This is a genomic window from Haloterrigena sp. KLK7 (genome assembly GCF_037914945.1).
GTDB lineage: Archaea > Halobacteriota > Halobacteria > Halobacteriales > Natrialbaceae > Haloterrigena > Haloterrigena salinisoli.
The window spans coordinates 95,793-112,248 of sequence record NZ_CP149788.1 but is presented as its reverse complement, the minus strand read 5'-3'; the positions used below and the strand labels follow the sequence as shown (position 1 = coordinate 112,248).

15 protein-coding genes and 1 pseudogene are annotated in these 16,456 nt (G+C 62.3%); 8 read left to right on the top strand and 8 right to left on the bottom strand.

The genetic code is table 11. The features are described 5' to 3' along the window. Positions 1-169: 169 nt before the first annotated feature. The 5 genes and pseudogenes from WD430_RS19495 (at position 170) to trxA (ending at position 3,597) form a co-directional block, all read left to right on the top strand. Positions 170-1,363, top strand: coding sequence for an NAD(P)/FAD-dependent oxidoreductase (locus WD430_RS19495; RefSeq protein ID WP_339106105.1), 1,194 nt, complete (start codon positions 170-172; stop codon positions 1,361-1,363). Between the two features lie 234 nt (positions 1,364-1,597). Next, a pseudogene (locus WD430_RS19490) lies at positions 1,598-1,792 on the top strand (hypothetical protein); the annotation flags it as partial. 60 nt (positions 1,793-1,852) lie between these two features. Next, positions 1,853-2,104 carry a hypothetical protein gene (locus tag WD430_RS19485; protein ID WP_339106104.1) on the top strand — a complete coding sequence of 84 codons (252 nt, stop codon included), beginning with the start codon at positions 1,853-1,855 and terminating at the stop codon, positions 2,102-2,104. Positions 2,105-2,349: 245 nt separating this feature from the next. After that, positions 2,350-3,003, top strand: a complete 654-nt coding sequence (locus WD430_RS19480) for a methyltransferase domain-containing protein (protein ID WP_339106103.1) — start codon at positions 2,350-2,352, stop codon at positions 3,001-3,003. A gap of 234 nt (positions 3,004-3,237) precedes the next feature. Further along, positions 3,238-3,597, top strand: a complete 360-nt coding sequence (gene trxA / locus WD430_RS19475; RefSeq protein WP_339106102.1) for a thioredoxin — start codon at positions 3,238-3,240, stop codon at positions 3,595-3,597. Positions 3,598-3,796: 199 nt separating this feature from the next. Here trxA and WD430_RS19470 read toward each other — a convergent pair whose 3' ends face one another. After that, on the bottom strand, positions 3,797-4,636 hold the full coding sequence (locus WD430_RS19470) for a hypothetical protein (protein WP_339106101.1): 840 nt from the start codon (positions 4,634-4,636) through the stop codon (positions 3,797-3,799). A gap of 107 nt (positions 4,637-4,743) precedes the next feature. Here WD430_RS19470 and WD430_RS19465 point away from each other — a divergent pair, with 107 nt between their 5' ends. Beyond that, positions 4,744-5,166, top strand: coding sequence for a DUF5788 family protein (locus WD430_RS19465; protein WP_339106100.1), 423 nt, complete (start codon positions 4,744-4,746; stop codon positions 5,164-5,166). 776 nt (positions 5,167-5,942) lie between these two features. Here the strand turns inward: WD430_RS19465 and WD430_RS19460 are convergent. Then, a complete protein-coding gene (locus tag WD430_RS19460; RefSeq protein ID WP_339106099.1) occupies positions 5,943-6,716 on the bottom strand; it encodes an IclR family transcriptional regulator in 774 nt (257 codons plus the stop codon). 403 nt (positions 6,717-7,119) lie between these two features. Between WD430_RS19460 and WD430_RS19455 the strand changes: the two genes are divergently transcribed. After that, the gene (locus tag WD430_RS19455; protein WP_339106165.1) at positions 7,120-8,004 is read left to right on the top strand and encodes a phosphogluconate dehydrogenase C-terminal domain-containing protein; all 885 of its coding nucleotides are present in this window, start codon (positions 7,120-7,122) and stop codon (positions 8,002-8,004) included. A gap of 148 nt (positions 8,005-8,152) precedes the next feature. On the opposite strand, the gene eno is transcribed toward WD430_RS19455, so the two are convergent. The 6 genes from eno to WD430_RS19425 all read right to left on the bottom strand — a co-directional run bounded on the left by eno (position 8,153) and on the right by WD430_RS19425 (position 15,815). After that, a complete protein-coding gene (gene eno, locus WD430_RS19450) occupies positions 8,153-9,406 on the bottom strand; it encodes a phosphopyruvate hydratase (protein ID WP_339106098.1) in 1,254 nt (417 codons plus the stop codon). A gap of 44 nt (positions 9,407-9,450) precedes the next feature. Beyond that, positions 9,451-11,202: a pyruvate kinase gene (gene pyk, locus WD430_RS19445; protein WP_339106097.1), complete on the bottom strand. Its 1,752-nt coding sequence runs from the start codon at positions 11,200-11,202 to the stop codon at positions 9,451-9,453. Between the two features lie 110 nt (positions 11,203-11,312). Next, positions 11,313-12,155: an aldo/keto reductase gene (locus WD430_RS19440; protein ID WP_339106096.1), complete on the bottom strand. Its 843-nt coding sequence runs from the start codon at positions 12,153-12,155 to the stop codon at positions 11,313-11,315. A 130-nt stretch (positions 12,156-12,285) separates the two neighbouring features. Continuing rightward, a complete protein-coding gene (locus WD430_RS19435; RefSeq protein ID WP_339106095.1) occupies positions 12,286-13,677 on the bottom strand; it encodes a four-carbon acid sugar kinase family protein in 1,392 nt (463 codons plus the stop codon). Then, positions 13,670-14,935, bottom strand: a complete 1,266-nt coding sequence (locus tag WD430_RS19430; protein ID WP_339106094.1) for a ribulose-bisphosphate carboxylase large subunit family protein — start codon at positions 14,933-14,935, stop codon at positions 13,670-13,672. Before WD430_RS19430 ends, WD430_RS19435 begins: the two co-directional genes overlap by 8 nt. Positions 14,936-15,008: 73 nt before the next feature. Next, a complete protein-coding gene (locus tag WD430_RS19425) occupies positions 15,009-15,815 on the bottom strand; it encodes a hypothetical protein (protein WP_339106093.1) in 807 nt (268 codons plus the stop codon). A 144-nt stretch (positions 15,816-15,959) separates the two neighbouring features. Here WD430_RS19425 and WD430_RS19420 point away from each other — a divergent pair, with 144 nt between their 5' ends. Next, a complete protein-coding gene (locus WD430_RS19420; protein WP_339106092.1) occupies positions 15,960-16,385 on the top strand; it encodes a VOC family protein in 426 nt (141 codons plus the stop codon). Positions 16,386-16,456 lie beyond the last annotated feature (71 nt).

Below are 16,456 nucleotides of genomic sequence, written 5' to 3'. Positions count from 1 at the left end.
GCACGGGTCGTCAATGAGCCGTGACCGTGGCGACTCGATCCCGTCCAGTCCTGCGAGAGCCACTCGAGGAACGAGACTTGCAGCGCGCCGTGACTGTCCCGGACCGGTGGTGTATCGGGTACTCTCTTTAGCGTCGACGCGGTCGGTTTCGGACGGGGACAGCACAGCGATGAACGACGACCAGTCGACTGCGGCGGTACTCGGCGGCTCCGTCTCCGGGCTCGCGGCGGCGACGGGACTGCTCCGAACCGCGGATCTCGATCGGGTGACCGTCTACGAACGGCAGGAGTACGACGAGAAGCGCGTCGACTGCGGCGAGGCGATCAACGATACGACGCTGATACCGCTCGCGAAGACGCCCGAAAACGGATTCGTCAACGACGTCGACGGCTTCCAGCTCCGCGTGTACGAGGGGACCGATCGATCGCACGACGTCCGGCCGCTCGCGAAATCGAACGTTCGCTGCGAGCCGGGATACGTCTGCGAGCGATCCGTCGTCGAACGGCGGTGGGCAGCGGAACTGGAGACCAGAGGCGTCGAGTTTCGGACTGGGCGATCGGTCTCGACTGACGAGTACGCCGGCATTATAGAGTCGTATGACTACGTCGTCGACGCATCGGGCCAGCCGTCCCTGACGCTCAAGGCGAACGGGGACACGCGCGAGTACACCGGTGACATGGTCGCCCTCAACGCGACGGTCGAGGGCGATTTCTCGGCGTATCGGAATCGACCGCGGATCTTCTTCGAGGGATACGTCGGCTACGCGTGGGCGTTCCCGAAATCGGATCGTCACGCGAACGTCGGCATCGGCTGGGCGGGCGACCGGCGGCCCGACGACTACTACGCCGCGCTCGAGGCCGCCGCCGAGCGGAACTCGTTTCCGGTCCCGGACCGGGCGGACGTGAATATCGCTACCATCCCGAAGGGTCCGAGCCTCGATCCCGACCGCGTCTACGATCCCGAGACGAACGTGTTTCTCGTCGGCGACGCGGCCGGGATCGCAAACCGGTATCAGGGCGAGGGGATCTGTCAGGGGATCAGATCGGCGTACCTCGCTGCGACACTGATCGCGAGCGGAGACGAGACGGCCTACCCGCGGAAGCTGTACGACCGGATGCGGTCCGAGTACCGACTCGCTCGGCTGATGCGCGGCGCGTGGGTCGAACACGAGGACCCCGCGCTCCTGGCGTCCGTCGCGGAGGCCCTCGAGGGGCTGACGATCGACGACATCACTCGCCGGCCCGCGACCGTGATGCGACGCGTCGCGGGGCGACCGTCGACCGCGCTCGAACTGGTCGCCGACGCCGGAATGCTCCGCCGGCTCTACGGTGCGTACACCGACTCGTGGGAGTACAATGCGTAAATCCGAAGCACGAACGGGAGGGATGATCCGACACGGCGGTTCGCACTCGGCGCAGATGAGCGTGAACGCGGTTTCGGCGGGCGATTCGTGGTCGATCCGGCGAAGCCGAATCTGCGGAGAGTACACGGCGGGTGGGCCCGAAGCTCCGCGAGATCTTCACGGAGGATATGACGCGCACACCTCCTCGACGACGCACAGGCGGCGTTCGACCGGTGGCCAGCGGAAATCGAACCCGGACTCGAGGAAGACGAGTTCGTGCACCGGTTGGCCGAGAACGCGCTCGAGAAACCGCCGAACTACGGGCACGCGATCGAAATCGACACGGGAACGGAGCCGCCCGAAGACGAGTCCGAGGCGACGGCACTCGAGCTGGGACCGAACAACTGTGCGGCCTGGCTCGCCGGGGGTACACAGGGCGATCTCGAGTAGTGCCGTCGGGTTGCAACCGCCGATCGGAGGGTTTTCGATGCTTTGCGTCAACCGATCCGTATGGGCGAGGCAGACGTCGTGATCGAGTGTCGCGACTGCGAGTTCCGTGAGTCGTTCGCGAATCTGGGTCGTGCGCGCGTCGCTCTCGACGACCACGAGTCGGAAGCGGGCCACTACGTCGACTGGCAGATCGGTCGCATCGCCGACGGCGTCGAACAGGCGGGAGCCGACGCCGGTATCTGTGGCATCTCCGGCCGGGAGAATCCGGATACACCGCTTCTCGAGTGGCGGCAGTCCGACGACGAGCCGTAACGATCGTCGGTGACGCTATGGGCGTTCCGGACGAGTGCTACATGACCCGACTGCTACAGCCGTGTCCTTCACGCGAGGATCGATACGCCTCGTCAGACCCGAATGACACGTTTAGGGAGTATTGTGAATATAGTACAATAGTCTAAAGGAAAGTCACGGCCATGGCAGCAGCCGACGGTGAGAGCGTTCGTCTGCGTATCGCTTCGGGAGAAGACCTTAGCCTATCCGAGGTGAACTCGTTCCCGATGATCTCTCGACGCACGTCTCGAGTAGCCGCGTCCCTGCTCGGTCTGGCCGTGCTCGCCGGAATCGGATACGCGCTCTGGTGGCGATCGCACCCGTCGCCCTGCCCGTACTCGCAGCGCCGCTGGATCGATCTCCCTCGGCCGGTCATCACGCGCTCGCGACTCCGAGATCTCCTCGATCCACGGCCCGGAGAACGGATCCTCGAACTCGGGCCGGGGACCGGGTACTACACGGGGACGATCGCGCAGGCGATCGAGCCGAACGGGACGGTCCACGCCGCCGACGTCCAGCAGGCGATGGCCGAGCACCTCCGAGCGCGGACGAGACGGCACGGCCACCGGAACGTCGAACCGATACGCGGCGATGGACGGCAACTGCCGTATCCGGACGACAGGTTCGACGCCGCGTATCTGGTCCTCGTTCTCGGCGAAATTCCGGAGCAGGAGCGGGCGCTCGCTGAACTCGAGCGAGTGCTGAAACCGGGCGGCCGACTCGTCGTCGGGGAATCGCTTCCCGACCCGCATTTCGTCACGCTCGAGACGCTCCGACGACGCGCCGAACGACAGGGATTCCAGTTCGAGGACCACGTCAGTACTCGAGTCGGATATTTCGCGCGGTTCACTGTGCCGTCCTCGGTGGAGAGAGCCGAGTGAACGGGGCGCCAGCAGTCAGAAACTGCACACATCTGATCACTGGGCTTGCGCGCTAATTGTTTCGACAGCGGGACGCGTTCGGGCAACCGAAGCTGTAGACCCTCCATAGAATTCCTATACGATCGCCCCTGGGAACGCCGATCCCTCGGATCTGCTAATCACACCTCACTTCCGTTCCTATATTGTACAATACACACAACACCTTTAAACGCTGTCGCCCCGTACGGAGACGCGATGGCAACTGATGCACACGGCAGCACTTCCGGGCAGTCAATCGACGAACCGCTCTCCGTGGAGAGCGACGACCACCTCGAGGACGTCACTGCGGAGTACGACGTCGTCCTCGTGGACTTCTACGCCGACTGGTGTGGCCCCTGTCAGATGCTCGAACCCGTCCTCGAGGGACTGGCCGATGAAACTGATGCCGTGATCGCGAAGGTCGACGTTGACGAACATCAGCAGCTCGCGAGCGCCTACGGCGTTCGCGGTGTCCCGACGCTGGTCCTCTTCGCGGACGGCGAGCAGGTCGAACAGCACACCGGCGCGCTGTCGGCGGACCGACTCCGTGACCTGATCGAGCGATACACCGAATGAAGGAGACAACTGCACGGCCACGCCCGTGCACGGCGTCGTGATCGTCGGGTCCGGTGTCGCCGGCCTGTTCCGCCCACCTCATCAAAATCTCTCCAACCACTGTCTGCCTCATTCAGACTCATCGGATTAAACAACGCTCGTGAACCAGAGCGAGAACGTAAGAGCGTTTGACCGAGGGATAGACACGGACCGGGACATGCTACGGGTCGTCTGTCGAGACGACAGTGCCGTCCCGGTCGAGTGTGACGGGGAGTTCGTCGTCGTCGTGAGTTACGTCGATTCGGAGACGGAGAGAGTCTGTAGATAGCACCGTCTCGCTCCCGGGTTCACAGTAGTCGAGTGTCCAGAACGGCGTTGTCCGGATGTCGACCCCGCGCTCGTGGTAGAAGGCCCGAACGGTGGGATGGCCGAGGACGAACAGGCCGACGGGAACGCCGTGGTGGAAACCACAGCGGTGGCACTCCCCGTGATAGTGGTAATGATCCTCGCGTGCACCGCCGTACCGGATATCGCCGTCGACGTGTCCGTAACATTCCGCACAGATTCCTCGTCGGGTCAGCGCACTCCACTGGTTCTGCAGCACGGCGACCTGTTCGACCACAGCGTCGTCCGGATGGGAGTCGAGGACACTCGGCGGCACCGATAGCGGGATAGTGTGGCTGTCGGTCCCGCAGGTGAGCCAGAGATTCCCGTCTTCGTAGACGAGTTGGACGGGATCGCTACAGTACTGGCAGTCACCGGGTGCGTCGACTGGCCCCCACTTCCAGTCGGGGTCGAAGACGCCGGAGGCGACCGTCGAGAGGATCGCCATGCCGATGCGCGAGAGACGATATCCCGCTGGCCCCTTCACGAGCAGCTCGCCCATTCGGTCGAGATGATAGTTGAAGTTCCCGTTGTCGCGGACGCCGACGGTCGTGCGGAGTTCGTTGTATTCGAGCCACGGGTCAGCCGGCGTCTCTTCGTATGCGTTCGCCAACGTTTGGAGGATGTCGATCCGAGTCGAGTTGCTCAGAAGGTCGAAGAACTCGTCCGAATCCATCGTTCAGAGCTACACTTCCGCCATCTTAAACGTTGATGACAATATTTTAAGAGCAATTCGTTGCTCGGAATACCTATCTTCCAACCGCGTGACGTTTCGAACAGATAATGACGCAACGAATGAACGAACAGCAGCGTGTGGAATTGCTGGAACAGGTGTACCAGTCCAGCGGAACCATCGGCAGTTCGATTCCGGAGACGGTCCGAATCGAAGACGAGACCGTCCCCCTCCGCGAGTTCTACTTCGAGGTCGCCGACCGGGACCACCGACAGGAGACAGAGCGCGAACGCATCCGCGAAGTGCTCTCCTATCTCCGCCGGCAGCGGTTGCAGCTGATCGGCCAGATTCGAGAGCGTGAAGTCGACTACGAGACCGGACAGTCGCTGGTCCCCAGAATTCAGAACCTCGACCGGGCCATTAACGCCTTCGAGTCGCTGGACGAGCCGTGCTTTGAAGAGCAGGTGCGACGAGAGAAAATCGAGTCAGCGCGTGAATTGGTCGACCTCATGCGGGAACTCGGCAAGCTCTGAGGGCGTCTCGAGAGCCGCTGAATCTGATCAACCGATTGTAGTGACCAGCGATTCTGTCCTGAAGCAGTGCCAAGTTCCACTTCCGAACCGACACAGACGGCATGAATCGTTACAACCAAACCCTGGAGGAATTGCTCGGTGGCGACACTGCCGACAGCCTCAGGCAATGGTCGATATAGTTGGTAGTGCGATAGGAAGAGGCGTTTGAAAGCCGATCTGAAACAGTTTCCGATCACTAATTCGTCCGAGACCGCGCATCACAGGCCCGTTAAACCCGTTGTAGTCTCGACTTCCAGTGCCTTCGACTTTGATATAGCTGAATATGGTTTATCGATGGTCGTCTTTCCCGTACACGGATTTCTATTTGCCGAATTCGACCGAATGAGATGTTCGGCAGAACACACTTGATTACTTCGATAATCAAGTGTGATCTCGCGTGGGTCCGTCCCCTCTGGGAATCTCGATCGATGATTTCGGTCGGAGACGACCTCTATGAGGTACTCGTGCGCGAATTCCGGCCGATACCAGTCGACGTCCTGCTCGAGTGGTTCGCTGGGAGTCGAAGGGCGAGAGCGCCACCTCCCGTCGGAACCGCGAGCGCTGCGTCGAGAGCGGATACTCGAGTCACTCGAGACGAATTCGTTTCGAACGGCCGTTCGATAGGTAGACAGGTGTTCATCCTCGCACCTGATGTTTACGAATGTATGGCTGTAAACCATCGGTCGAGCGAAGCGGTGGTTTCGGTCTTACGAGTTGAAACCGGTCGTTGGAGTCGACTACAAGTCGGGGAACTTGAGTTCTAGTTCGAACTCGTTGCCTGTTTCCCGCAGTCGCTGCGTCAACGCTTCCTTCGATTGTTCGTTCTTGATGCGTTCGATCGGCCCGCCGAGCGCGAGCGCTCCCAGTACCTCGTCCTCCGGCCGTATGGGAACCGCGATTCCGCAGTATCCTTCGACGTGCTCCTCCCAGTTGTAGGCATACCCTTGTTCGCGGACCTGCTCGAGTTCGGTTATCAGCTCTTCCCGATCCGTGATCGTGTGTTCGGTGAGTGCGGGCAGTCCCACCGTGTCGATAATTTCGTCGATACGCTCCTCGGAATCGTAGGCGATAATCGCCTTCCCCGCCGCGTTCGCGTGGAGGTAGATTCGTTTCCCCGACCGGCTGTCGATCGACGTCGCGTGTTCGCCGGTCGCCGTGTACACGTGATAGCCGAACCCGTTCTCCTCGGCGATGAACTGCACTTGTTCGCCGGTTTCCTCCGCGAGCGCTTTGACGAACGACTCGGACAGGCGATTTACTCTTCGTCGGTCGCGAACCCATCCTCCGACGTTGAGGAACTCCAGACCGGGATAGTACATGTCGCCGTCTCTAGTGACGTACCTCCGCTTGAGGAGGGTGTTCAGGTGGTGGTACACCGTGCTGTTCGCCAGGTCCAACGCGTCCGCGATCTCGTGGAGTTTCGCTCCGTTCTCCGCCTGGAGGTATTCCACGATGTCGAACGCTGTCTCCGTCGCCTGTACTGTTCGCCTCTCGCTAAGATCTTCGTCCATAGTCGATCTCTAGCTTCTACCGGCAAAATACTTCGGGTAATTCTCCGCAGTTATACCTATCATCCGCTCGAGTAGTTTTCATCTCAGGACGAACACGTCGGCACTACCGGCCCGAGTCGCCCGAAATTGTCCGGTTCACGATCGCCGTCGAAGCGGGGTGTATCCGATACCCGATCCCCGGACCGAAGTGCGGTTAGCGAGGAGGAAAGCGGACTGCTACACGTCTGTTGGTCCGTATCGCCCCAATATTCCACGTTGGAACACCGCGCGGCATATTTCTCGTTACTCGCGAAAAGCCGTCTCGCGGAGCCTCCGTCGACTTCTGCGAGGGACACCGTCGACGATATCCTCCGGACGACGGCATCGTCTCTCGCTAATTCGCCGTACTCGCGCCGTAGCAGCAATGTTTAACCCGCCGGGCGGAGTTGGTGGATATGGATCAGTAAGCATGACCACTCGAGTCGCTCTTCTGGGAGCCGGCGGAAAGATGGGCTGCAGGATCACCGACCGCCTCAAGGATAACGCCAGATACGACGTGCGGTACGTAGAACCGAGCGAAGAGGGCCGAGAGAGACTCGCTGAGCGAGGCGTCTCCGCGGTCGACGAATCGCAGGCGCTCGACGGCGCCGAGATCGTCGTCATGGCGGTTCCGGACGACCTCATCGGGCCGATTTCCGAAGACATCGTCCCGAAGATCGACAGCGGAACGATGGTCGTCCTCCTCGACCCCGCGGCGGCGTACGCCGACGCGCTCTCCGAGCGGGACGATATCTCCTACTTCATCACCCACCCCGCGCACCCGTCGATCATCGATGCGAGTTCGGATTTGAGCCGCGAAGATCCGGACTGGTTCGGCGGCCAGGGTCGAGAAGAACAGGACATCGTCTGCGCCCTCCATCAGGGCCCCGACGAGGACTACGAGCGCGGTGAGGCCCTCGCACGCGACATCTACGCGCCGGTCCGCCGCGCCCACGAGCTGACGACGGAGCAGATGTTCTTGCTGGAGCCAGCGCTCGTCGAAATGGTGCTCGGTTCGTGTCTGTACGCCGTCCGAGAAGCGTACGATCACGTGGTTGAACAGGGCGTTCCCGAACAGGCAGCGAGAGATTTCCTCTTCGGACACTTTCGGGTCGAGCTGGGGATCGTGTTCGGATTCACCGATTTCCCGTTCTCCGACGGCGCACAGGCGATCATCGACGAGACCGAAGAGGATATCTTCAGGTCCGACTGGAAAGACCGGGTGTTTTCCGAGGAAAAACTCGAGGAAGTCGCGTCCGAAGTGGCGTAGGAACGACGCTCGCTCGCCGTCGAGGCGACGAGCCATACCTCGAGTTCACTGATTGAAATCCGTCGCGAAAAAGCCGATGGATCAGTCCCCGATATACTTCTCGAGTATACGTATGAGAATGGGGTTATTTCCGCCGCAGAGTGTCTGATTATACTGCGTCGTCTGCGATTCTGATGAGCTCGTTGAGCTTGGCGGTTCGCTCGCCGCCGACGGCACCCGTCTTGATGTAGGGGGCGTCGGTCGCGACGGCGAGGTGTGCGATGGTCGCGTCCTCGGTCTCGCCCGAGCGGTGGGAGATGACCGAGTCGTAGCCGTGCTCCGTCGCGAGTTCGATCGCGTCGAAGGCGTCGGTTAGCGTTCCGATCTGGTTGGGCTTGATCAGGATGCTGTTGGCCGCGCCCCGATCGATCCCCTCACGGAGCCGGCCGGTGTTGGTGACGAACAGGTCGTCACCGCAGATCAGCGTCTCGTCTGCTCGCGGGCGCTGCCCGCTCGCACTGCCCGCGGCGTTCCGCGCCGCGCTGCCGACCTCGTCGGTGAGGTCGGCGAAGGCGTCGTAGTCGTCCTCGTCGAGGGGGTCCTCGACGTAGACCAGATCGTACTCGCGAACGAGGTCCGCGATGTACTCGATCTGCTCGTCGGTGTCGCGGCTCCGATCGCTGTACTCGTAGGTGCCGGAGTCGCCGTCGTACAGCTCCGCGCCGGCGACGTCGAGACCGAACTTCACTTCGAATCCGACCTCGTCCTGGACGGTCGAGACCGCTTCGTCGACGATCTCGAAGGCCTCGCTGTCGTCGATCGACGGTGCCCACGCGCCCTCGTCGCCCTTGCCGCAGGGGACGTCGCGTTCCTCGAGCAGGTCGGCGACGGTGCCGTGGACGGTGGCGTTGGCGAAGACGGCGTCCTCGACGCTGGGTGCGCCGACGGGCGCGACGAGGAACTCCTGAATGTCGGTCGCGTCGGCGGCGTGTTCGCCGCCGCCGATGACGTTCCCGAGCGGGATCGGGAAGTTCTCGCCGCGGAACGCGCCGCCGAGATGCTGGAACAGCGGCGCGCCGAGCACGTCGGCACCGGCCTTCGCGGCGGCCATCGAGATGGCGACCGCGCTGTTGGCACCGATCTCCGAGAAGTCGTCGGTCCCGTCGGCGGCGTGGAGAATGGCGTCGACCTCGCGCTGGTTCCCCGCGTCGGCCTCGCCCACGAGTCGGGGAACGACGCGTTCGCGGGCCGCGGCGATCGCCTCGCTCGGCGGTCGCTCGACGGCCTCGTACTCGCCCGTGCTGGCACCGCTCGGTGCCGCGGCGCGGCCGAAGCCACCGTTTTCGGTCACAACGTCTGCCTCAACTGTTGGATTCCCTCGGGAATCGAGGATACGCCGGAGTTGAATGTCGGCAATCACCATACTGTTCTCACTGTTACCAGTGCTCTCCAACTGTATATGTCTATTTATCGAGTATCTTCTAGGATGTCTCCACTGTATACGATGCCGCGTTCGGCGTCAAGCGTAACGGTATTTCCATCACCGATGTCCTGTACGTCCGCACCAGTAATCATCGGAATTTCTAACTCTCGTGCAACCATTGCCGGATAGCTGGTCATCGCTTGTTCGGCGCTGATAATCCCATCAATGAGGCTCGTGTCACCGGTGAACTCTCCATCAAAGTCGGCGGGCAGCGCGAGGATTGACCCGTCTGCGACATTCGAAAGGTCACCGTCCGAGAGGCGAGTGACGGAGTTAGTGACTCGACCCTCGACGATGACCCGCCCGGTCGTCAGCGCCTCGGCCGCGACGTGGACTTTGAGCATGTTCGTCGTGTTCGTTCCCTCGAGATCAGTCATCATCCCACAGAGAACGATGACGGTGTCTCCGCTTTCAGCAGCGCCGGCGTTCAGTGCCGCTTGGACTGCCTTCTCGACGACAGCATCGGCACCCTGGCCCGACACGGGCGCATACAGTGGCGTTACCCCCCATGTCAGTGCGAGTCGGCGGCGTACTTCCTGACTCGGCGTCGAGGCGACGACTGGCACGTCCGGCCGATACTTCGCCGTCTTTAGCGCTGTATAGCCGGATTCTGTCGCGGCGACGACCGCGTCTGCACCGATGTCCCGCGCCAGGAACCGCGCCGAGCGAGCCAGCGCGTCCGTCTGCGCTTCACCTGCCGCTGGGATGCGCTGCTCGAGTAACTCGGCATACTCGTCGGACTTTTCGACCTGGCGGATGATTCTGTCCATGGCATCGACGACGGCGACGGGGTGGTCGCCGATGGCGGTCTCAGCTGACAGCATCACCGCGTCGGTGCCGTCGAGGACGGCGTTCGCGACGTCCGAGGCCTCGGCGCGGGTCGGCCGCCGGGCGTGAACCATCGAGTCGAGCATCTCCGTGGCCGTGATCACCGGTGACCCCTCCTCGCGGCACTTCCGAATGATTCGTTTCTGGACCATCGGGACGTCCTCCATCGGACACTCCACACCCAGATCCCCGCGAGCGACCATCGCGCCGTAGGCAGCGTCAATGATCTCGTCCAAGTTCTCCACCGCACCGGTGCGTTCGATCTTCGCGATGATCGGAATATCGACGCCCTGCTCCTCGAGCACTTCGCTGACCTCGTAGACGTCTTCGGCGTCGCGGACGAAACTCGCCGCGACGAAGTCGACGTCCTTCTCGGCGGCCAGCTCGAGGACCTCGCGATCGGATTCGGTGACGATGTCGAGATCGAGATCAACGCCGGGGATATTCACGCCCTTCCGGCCGCCCAAATCGCCCCCGGTGTCGACCCGTGCGCGAACCGCGTTACCGTCGTTTTCCAGGACGGTCGTCTCGATGAGTCCGTCATCCAGCAGGATGCGATCGCCCGGTTCGACGGTGTCGATCGACAGTGAGAGGCCGATGGTCTCCGGAGTCGCCTCCGTTCCCTCGACGAACCGGACCTCGGAGCCGGCCTCCAGCGTCACCGTCTCACCCTCGGCCAGCGGTGCAGTCCGAATCTCCGGCCCTTGCATGTCGAGCATGACCGCAACGGATCCCGCTCGCTCCTCGTCGACCGTGCGAATGCGGTCGATTAGTTCCGCGTGATCCTCACGGGACCCATGGCTCGCGTTCAGCCGCGCAACGGACATGCCGGCTGTGACGAGTTCTCGGATCGTCTCCCCGTCGTTCGACGCAGGTCCGAGTGTGCAAACGATCTTCACATTCCTCATGGTACAGAGTAACGCAAACGCAGTATAAAAAATAGTGATTTTATTCCAGACTGTTCTCGTCGCAGTTGCCGTCCGTTCACGAGAGATCCTCCCCGACCGTCTCCGATCGCTTATTTCGGAATCCCGTAGGTATCTCTCGTCCAGTCCCGGGCACCGGAGTCGTAAGCGGGGTCAGACTCTTCGATCCCGTCGAGTTTCTCGTGGTCCGTTGCGTCGAGTTCCCAGTCGAACAGGTCGAAATTCGACCGGATGTGGTCCGGCGAACTGGACTTCGGGAGGACGACGACGTCTTTCTCGATCGCCCACCGGAGCGCGACCTGCGCGGGAGACCTGTCGTGTTTCTCGGCGACGTCTCGAACGGTTCGATGGTCGAAGGCTTTTCCTCTGCCGAACGGGGCAGCGGCCTCGACGACGACATCGGTGTCGCGACAGTACTCGAGCAGTTCCGATCGGGCGTAAAGGGGGTTGTACTCGATCTGGTTGACCGCGACGGGGACGTCGGCGATGTGCTGGACCGCCGACAGCTGGTACGCCGAGAAGTTGGAGACACCGATATTTTCCACGTATCCCTCCTCGACGAGTCGTTCCATCGCGTTCCACGTCTCCCGAACTGAGATCGCCGGATTCGGCCAGTGGATGAGATAGAGATCGAGGTATTCGACGCCGAGTCTTCGAATCGAGTCTCGACACGACTCGAGGACTGACCCGTAATTGAGGTGCTTCGGGAGGACCTTCGATGTGAGAAATACCTCGTCGCGGTCGTACTCCGCGAGTACCTCGCCGATTTCGGTTTCGTTCTCGTACCCTTCGGCGGTATCCACGTGGGTGTACCCGGTGTCCAGAGCACAGCGGACCGACTCCTTGACTGTCTCTCCGGCTAGATCCCACGTGCCAGCGCCGATTACGGGAATCTGATCGCCACTAGCCAGCCTTCTCGATGGGACGGTGGACATAGGTAATCCACACGTTGCAGTCATTTAAATCTAGTACAGCATACCGCGTTCGGAGGGCGAGAGAACTCGAATCGCGTCTATTCGTTCGCCGGCGAGAGGGACGTCATCACAGTCGATACAACTGGAGTTCTCAGTCGGTCCGGTCTATTCCGCCCTGCTGAACGACCCCGAAGTAATCGAATTCGTCGTTCCTCGTGGCGACTTGCCCTCCCTTAAGCGCGAGTTCTAGACCATCGAATTCCGTCGTCGAGTGGGCTCGGCACAGCGGTCCACCGGGTGCGACCGGTGCGATCGCCTCGAGTGCGTCGAGGTCCAGTTCTGAGATCACGTGGCTGCTCGTGTCCCCGCCGGCGACGCAGGCGCGCGTCACGCCCGATCGCTCGAGGATCTCGCGGAACATAATCCCCTGCTGGCGCCCCAGATACGATTCGAGGCTCTCCTCCGTACCGTGTTCCTCGAACGCCGCCCGCGTGGCGTCGATAGCGGGATCGTCCGGACCGCGGGCGGAGTAGAGAACGACGCTCTCGCCGTCGTCCAGTACAGCGAGGGCCTCCTCGACTGCGGCGGCCCGCGCGTCGCTCTTCTCGTCCGGGTCGACCAGACGCTCGGTGTCGATCGAAACGAGGCGGAACCCGTGTTCGTTCGCCCAGTCGATCTGCGCCGCCGTCTCTTCGGAGGCGCTACCGGACATGACGGCGATGTTGTCCGCCGGTTCCCGCTTCTCGAAGTACGTCGCGTCCCGATCGATCTCGCCGGTCTCGTCCCAGTGACTGACGAGGGCGTGATGCTCGAGGCCAGAGGAGCCGACCGCGAACAGCGGGCCCGACGCGTCGGTCGCGCGGGTCCACAGGAGGCGTCCGATCGTATCGAGGTGGTCCGTGTTCAGCGCGTCGAGGACGACGATTTCGTCCTCGCGAATCGTCTCCGTGAGTTCCGCCTCGGCGGCCTCGTAGTCGTCGAGGAACCGTTGGTCGACGCGGCCGATCGGGCGACTCGTCTGCTCTCCGAGGTGGCGCCGGAGGTCGCTCTCGTGCATCGGGGTGACCGGATGGTCGCGCATGGTCGGGTGGCGATCGATCCGGTACACCTCCCCTCCCTGTTCCGCAAAGAGGTTCGAAAACGCGACGTAGCGTCCGTGCGGGACCTCCGTTCCCTGAGACACGGGAACGAACGGCGAGTCATACACGTCTTGGGCGATGTCGATCGCGGTCCCGATGCTCCCGACCTCCGGCGAGGAATCGAACGTCGAGCAGACCTTGTAGTGGACGATCGGAGCGTCCAATTCGGCGAGCGCTTCGAAAACCGGCTGCAGTTCCGATTCCATCTCTTCCGGCGTCATCGTCCGGCTTACACCGGCGACGCCGACAGCGTCGAGGTCATCGAAGCGCTCCAGGTCCTCCGCGGTCGGGGGTGTCATGAAGAGGACGGCTCGAACGCCGTTGTCGGCCAATCCCTCTAGCGCGTCGGTCGATCCCGTGAAGTCGTCTCCGTAGAACGTCAGCAGTAGTTCGTCGTCAGTCATTGTCTCCGTAGTAGTCGATTGCCGTTCGTAGTTCTTCGTGCGTCTCTGCGTATTCTTCGAGCGGAATACCCTGCATCGCGGCCTCCCATCCTTGCTTGAGGTGAGCGACGCCCGCTCGAGGCCCGTCGGGGTGGCCGTGGATGCCCCCGCCCGCCAGGTACATGAGATCGGTGTTTCCGACGGACTCGTAGGTGTCGTGCGCCTGTCCGGCCCACTGGGCCGAGGAAAACACGGGCATCACCGTGTCGTCGTCGGACGCGATCGGCGTCTGGCACTCCGTGGCGGAAGAGACGACCGATTCGTCCGATTCCGTGAACTTGTTTCGGATGCCGCTCACGTGCAGGTGATCGACGCCGGCGAGTCGCCAGAATTTCTGCCACGCCTCGTAGCTGAAACCCAGTTGGGGACACCGGGAGAGCGCACCCCATCCGTTTCGATGCCCGTGGATCGGAAGCTCAGACTCCTCGCGGAGTTTCTGGACGCCGGCGAGACCGACGCTTCGGAGGCTCACCATGAGGCAGTTGCCGCCGGCCTCCTTCACCGCGTCGTGTCGCTCCAGCATTTCGTCGATGTCGCCGGTGACGTTACAGGCGTACATCACCGTTTTCCCGGTCTCCGCTTCGTGGCGGTGGATCGCGTCCATTACTTCCGCGATGCGGTCTTCGACTCGAGAGTAGGGCGGACTGGCGATGAGTTCGTCGTCCTTGATGAAGTCGACGCCAGCCTCGACGAGCGTCTCGACGATGTCGCCGGTCTCCTCCGGAGAGAGGCCGACGCTGGGCTTGATGATGCTTCCGATGATCGGCCGGTCCCGAACGCCGACGAGTTCGCGGGTCCCATCGATGCCGAACTGCGGTCCCGGCTGCGCGGCTGCGAACTCCTCGGGCAGGGAGAGGTCAACCAGCCGAACGCCGGACAGCTCCTTCAACACGAAGAGGTTCCCCGCGACTAACGTCATGAGATTCTGCAGCGACGTCCCGATGTTCTCGACGGGGTACGAGAGGACGACCTCCGCTCGCGTGTACGTCGGCGACTCCGCGGCGCCGGCGGGCGAAGCGGAGCCCGGAAGGGTCGGTTCGTCCACGACGTCGAGTTCGGTGATCGATTCGACCGTCGCACCGTGTCGTTCGGTGAGGCCGTCCGTTTCGGTCGAGACCTCGACGAACGTCCCGGAGGACTGCTCGTTCGCGATCGCCTCGGCCGCGTGCTCGGGTTCGTAGGGCGTTTCGATTCGGTATGTTGCGCGTATCCGTGACATGTACTCAGTTGTTAGATGGCTGATCGCTCGATCCCTGGCTCAGCGTCCGCTGGTCCGTACTTCCACCCAGGAGTCACTGCCGCTCGGACGCGCGAACGGTTTCGACGAAGCTCGAACAGCTGTCGCCGGGTTCGATTCCGAGGTCCGAGGCGACGTCGTTGACGTGGCTGAGAACGCCGCCGTCGAGGGCCGATTTCGAATCGCCGATTCGCGCCGACTCGACGTCGACGGTCGCGGCGGGAATCCCCCGTTCGTTCATCGTTCGAAGTCGGCCGATGCCGGCGTCATCTTTGCCGACGCCCGCGTCGAAGAGCGTGATTCCCGCGACGTCGGCTTGGATGTAGGAGTCGAACTCGCCGGCGAGGCGCTCGCCGTGGCTTCCGGTGACCGTGATCGCCCCCTCGTGTTCGTCGGAGATCAATCCGATCGAATCCAGGGTCCAGACCGGCACCTCGCCGTCGTCGACCCTCGCCTGGGTCATCTCGCTTCCGACGTCTTCCTGTACGGGTTCGACGCCCGCGTCGTGCATCGTCGCCGCGCACTCGAGGGCGGACTGGCCGACTTCGCAACCGCAGTCTTCGGCGACGGCGTTGACGTGGCTGATCTCGCCGCCTCGAGCCATATCCACGCCGTCGCCGATTCGCGCGCTCTGGTTGTCGATCGTCGCGGCCGGCAGACCGAGCTCCTCGAGGTAGGAGAGCGATTCGATCCCGGCGTCGTCTTTCCCCACACCGGCGTTGTTGAAGACGATCCCGGTGAGCCCGAGCTGTGCCGCGTATCGTCCCGACGAGATGCCGCCGTGGCTGCCGGCGACGATGACCGACCCTCGCGATTCCTTCGGCTGGGTGATGCTATCGACTAGTCGGATGTCTCTTGGCATCGTGGTTCATACGCCGTTCCGAAATTATAAAAATATTTGGGTAGATGAAATATTTGCTAGTTTAGCATCCCCCACCTGTGAACGTCTCGTGCGTGGAGTTACCGCGGGAAAAGTTATTTGTGACCGAGGAACGCACTCTTCGGTGTGTTCGAGCGAATCCATCACATAGCGATACTTATCGGCGGCGTCGAGAAGGAGATAGACGAGTACACGGCTGTGTTCGAGGACGACTTCGGCATGGATCGGATTCAAAAGGTCCACTTCGAGGACGACCACTGCGAGGTCGCGCTCTACTCGATCGGCGAGACCATCATCGAGTTCACGTCTCCGACCGCCGAGCGCGGGTGGCACTACGAGCACCTCCAGGAGCACGGTCCCGGCTTCTTCCACATCGCGTTCGAGGTCGACGATATCGAACGGCGCCGGGCGGAACTCGAGGTGCTGGGATACGGTTTCGTCGACGAGATCCGAGACGGGATCGACTGGAAGATCACCACGCTCGATTATCACGACACGCCGCTCCCCATGCAAATCGTCGAAGATCCGCGTCCCGTCGATGAGCGAGCGTAGCGAGCGATCTGCAGGTTCGGAACCGCTGACGCGAACTGCCACCGATTGCCGCTGACGGTGAGTAGCGCGAC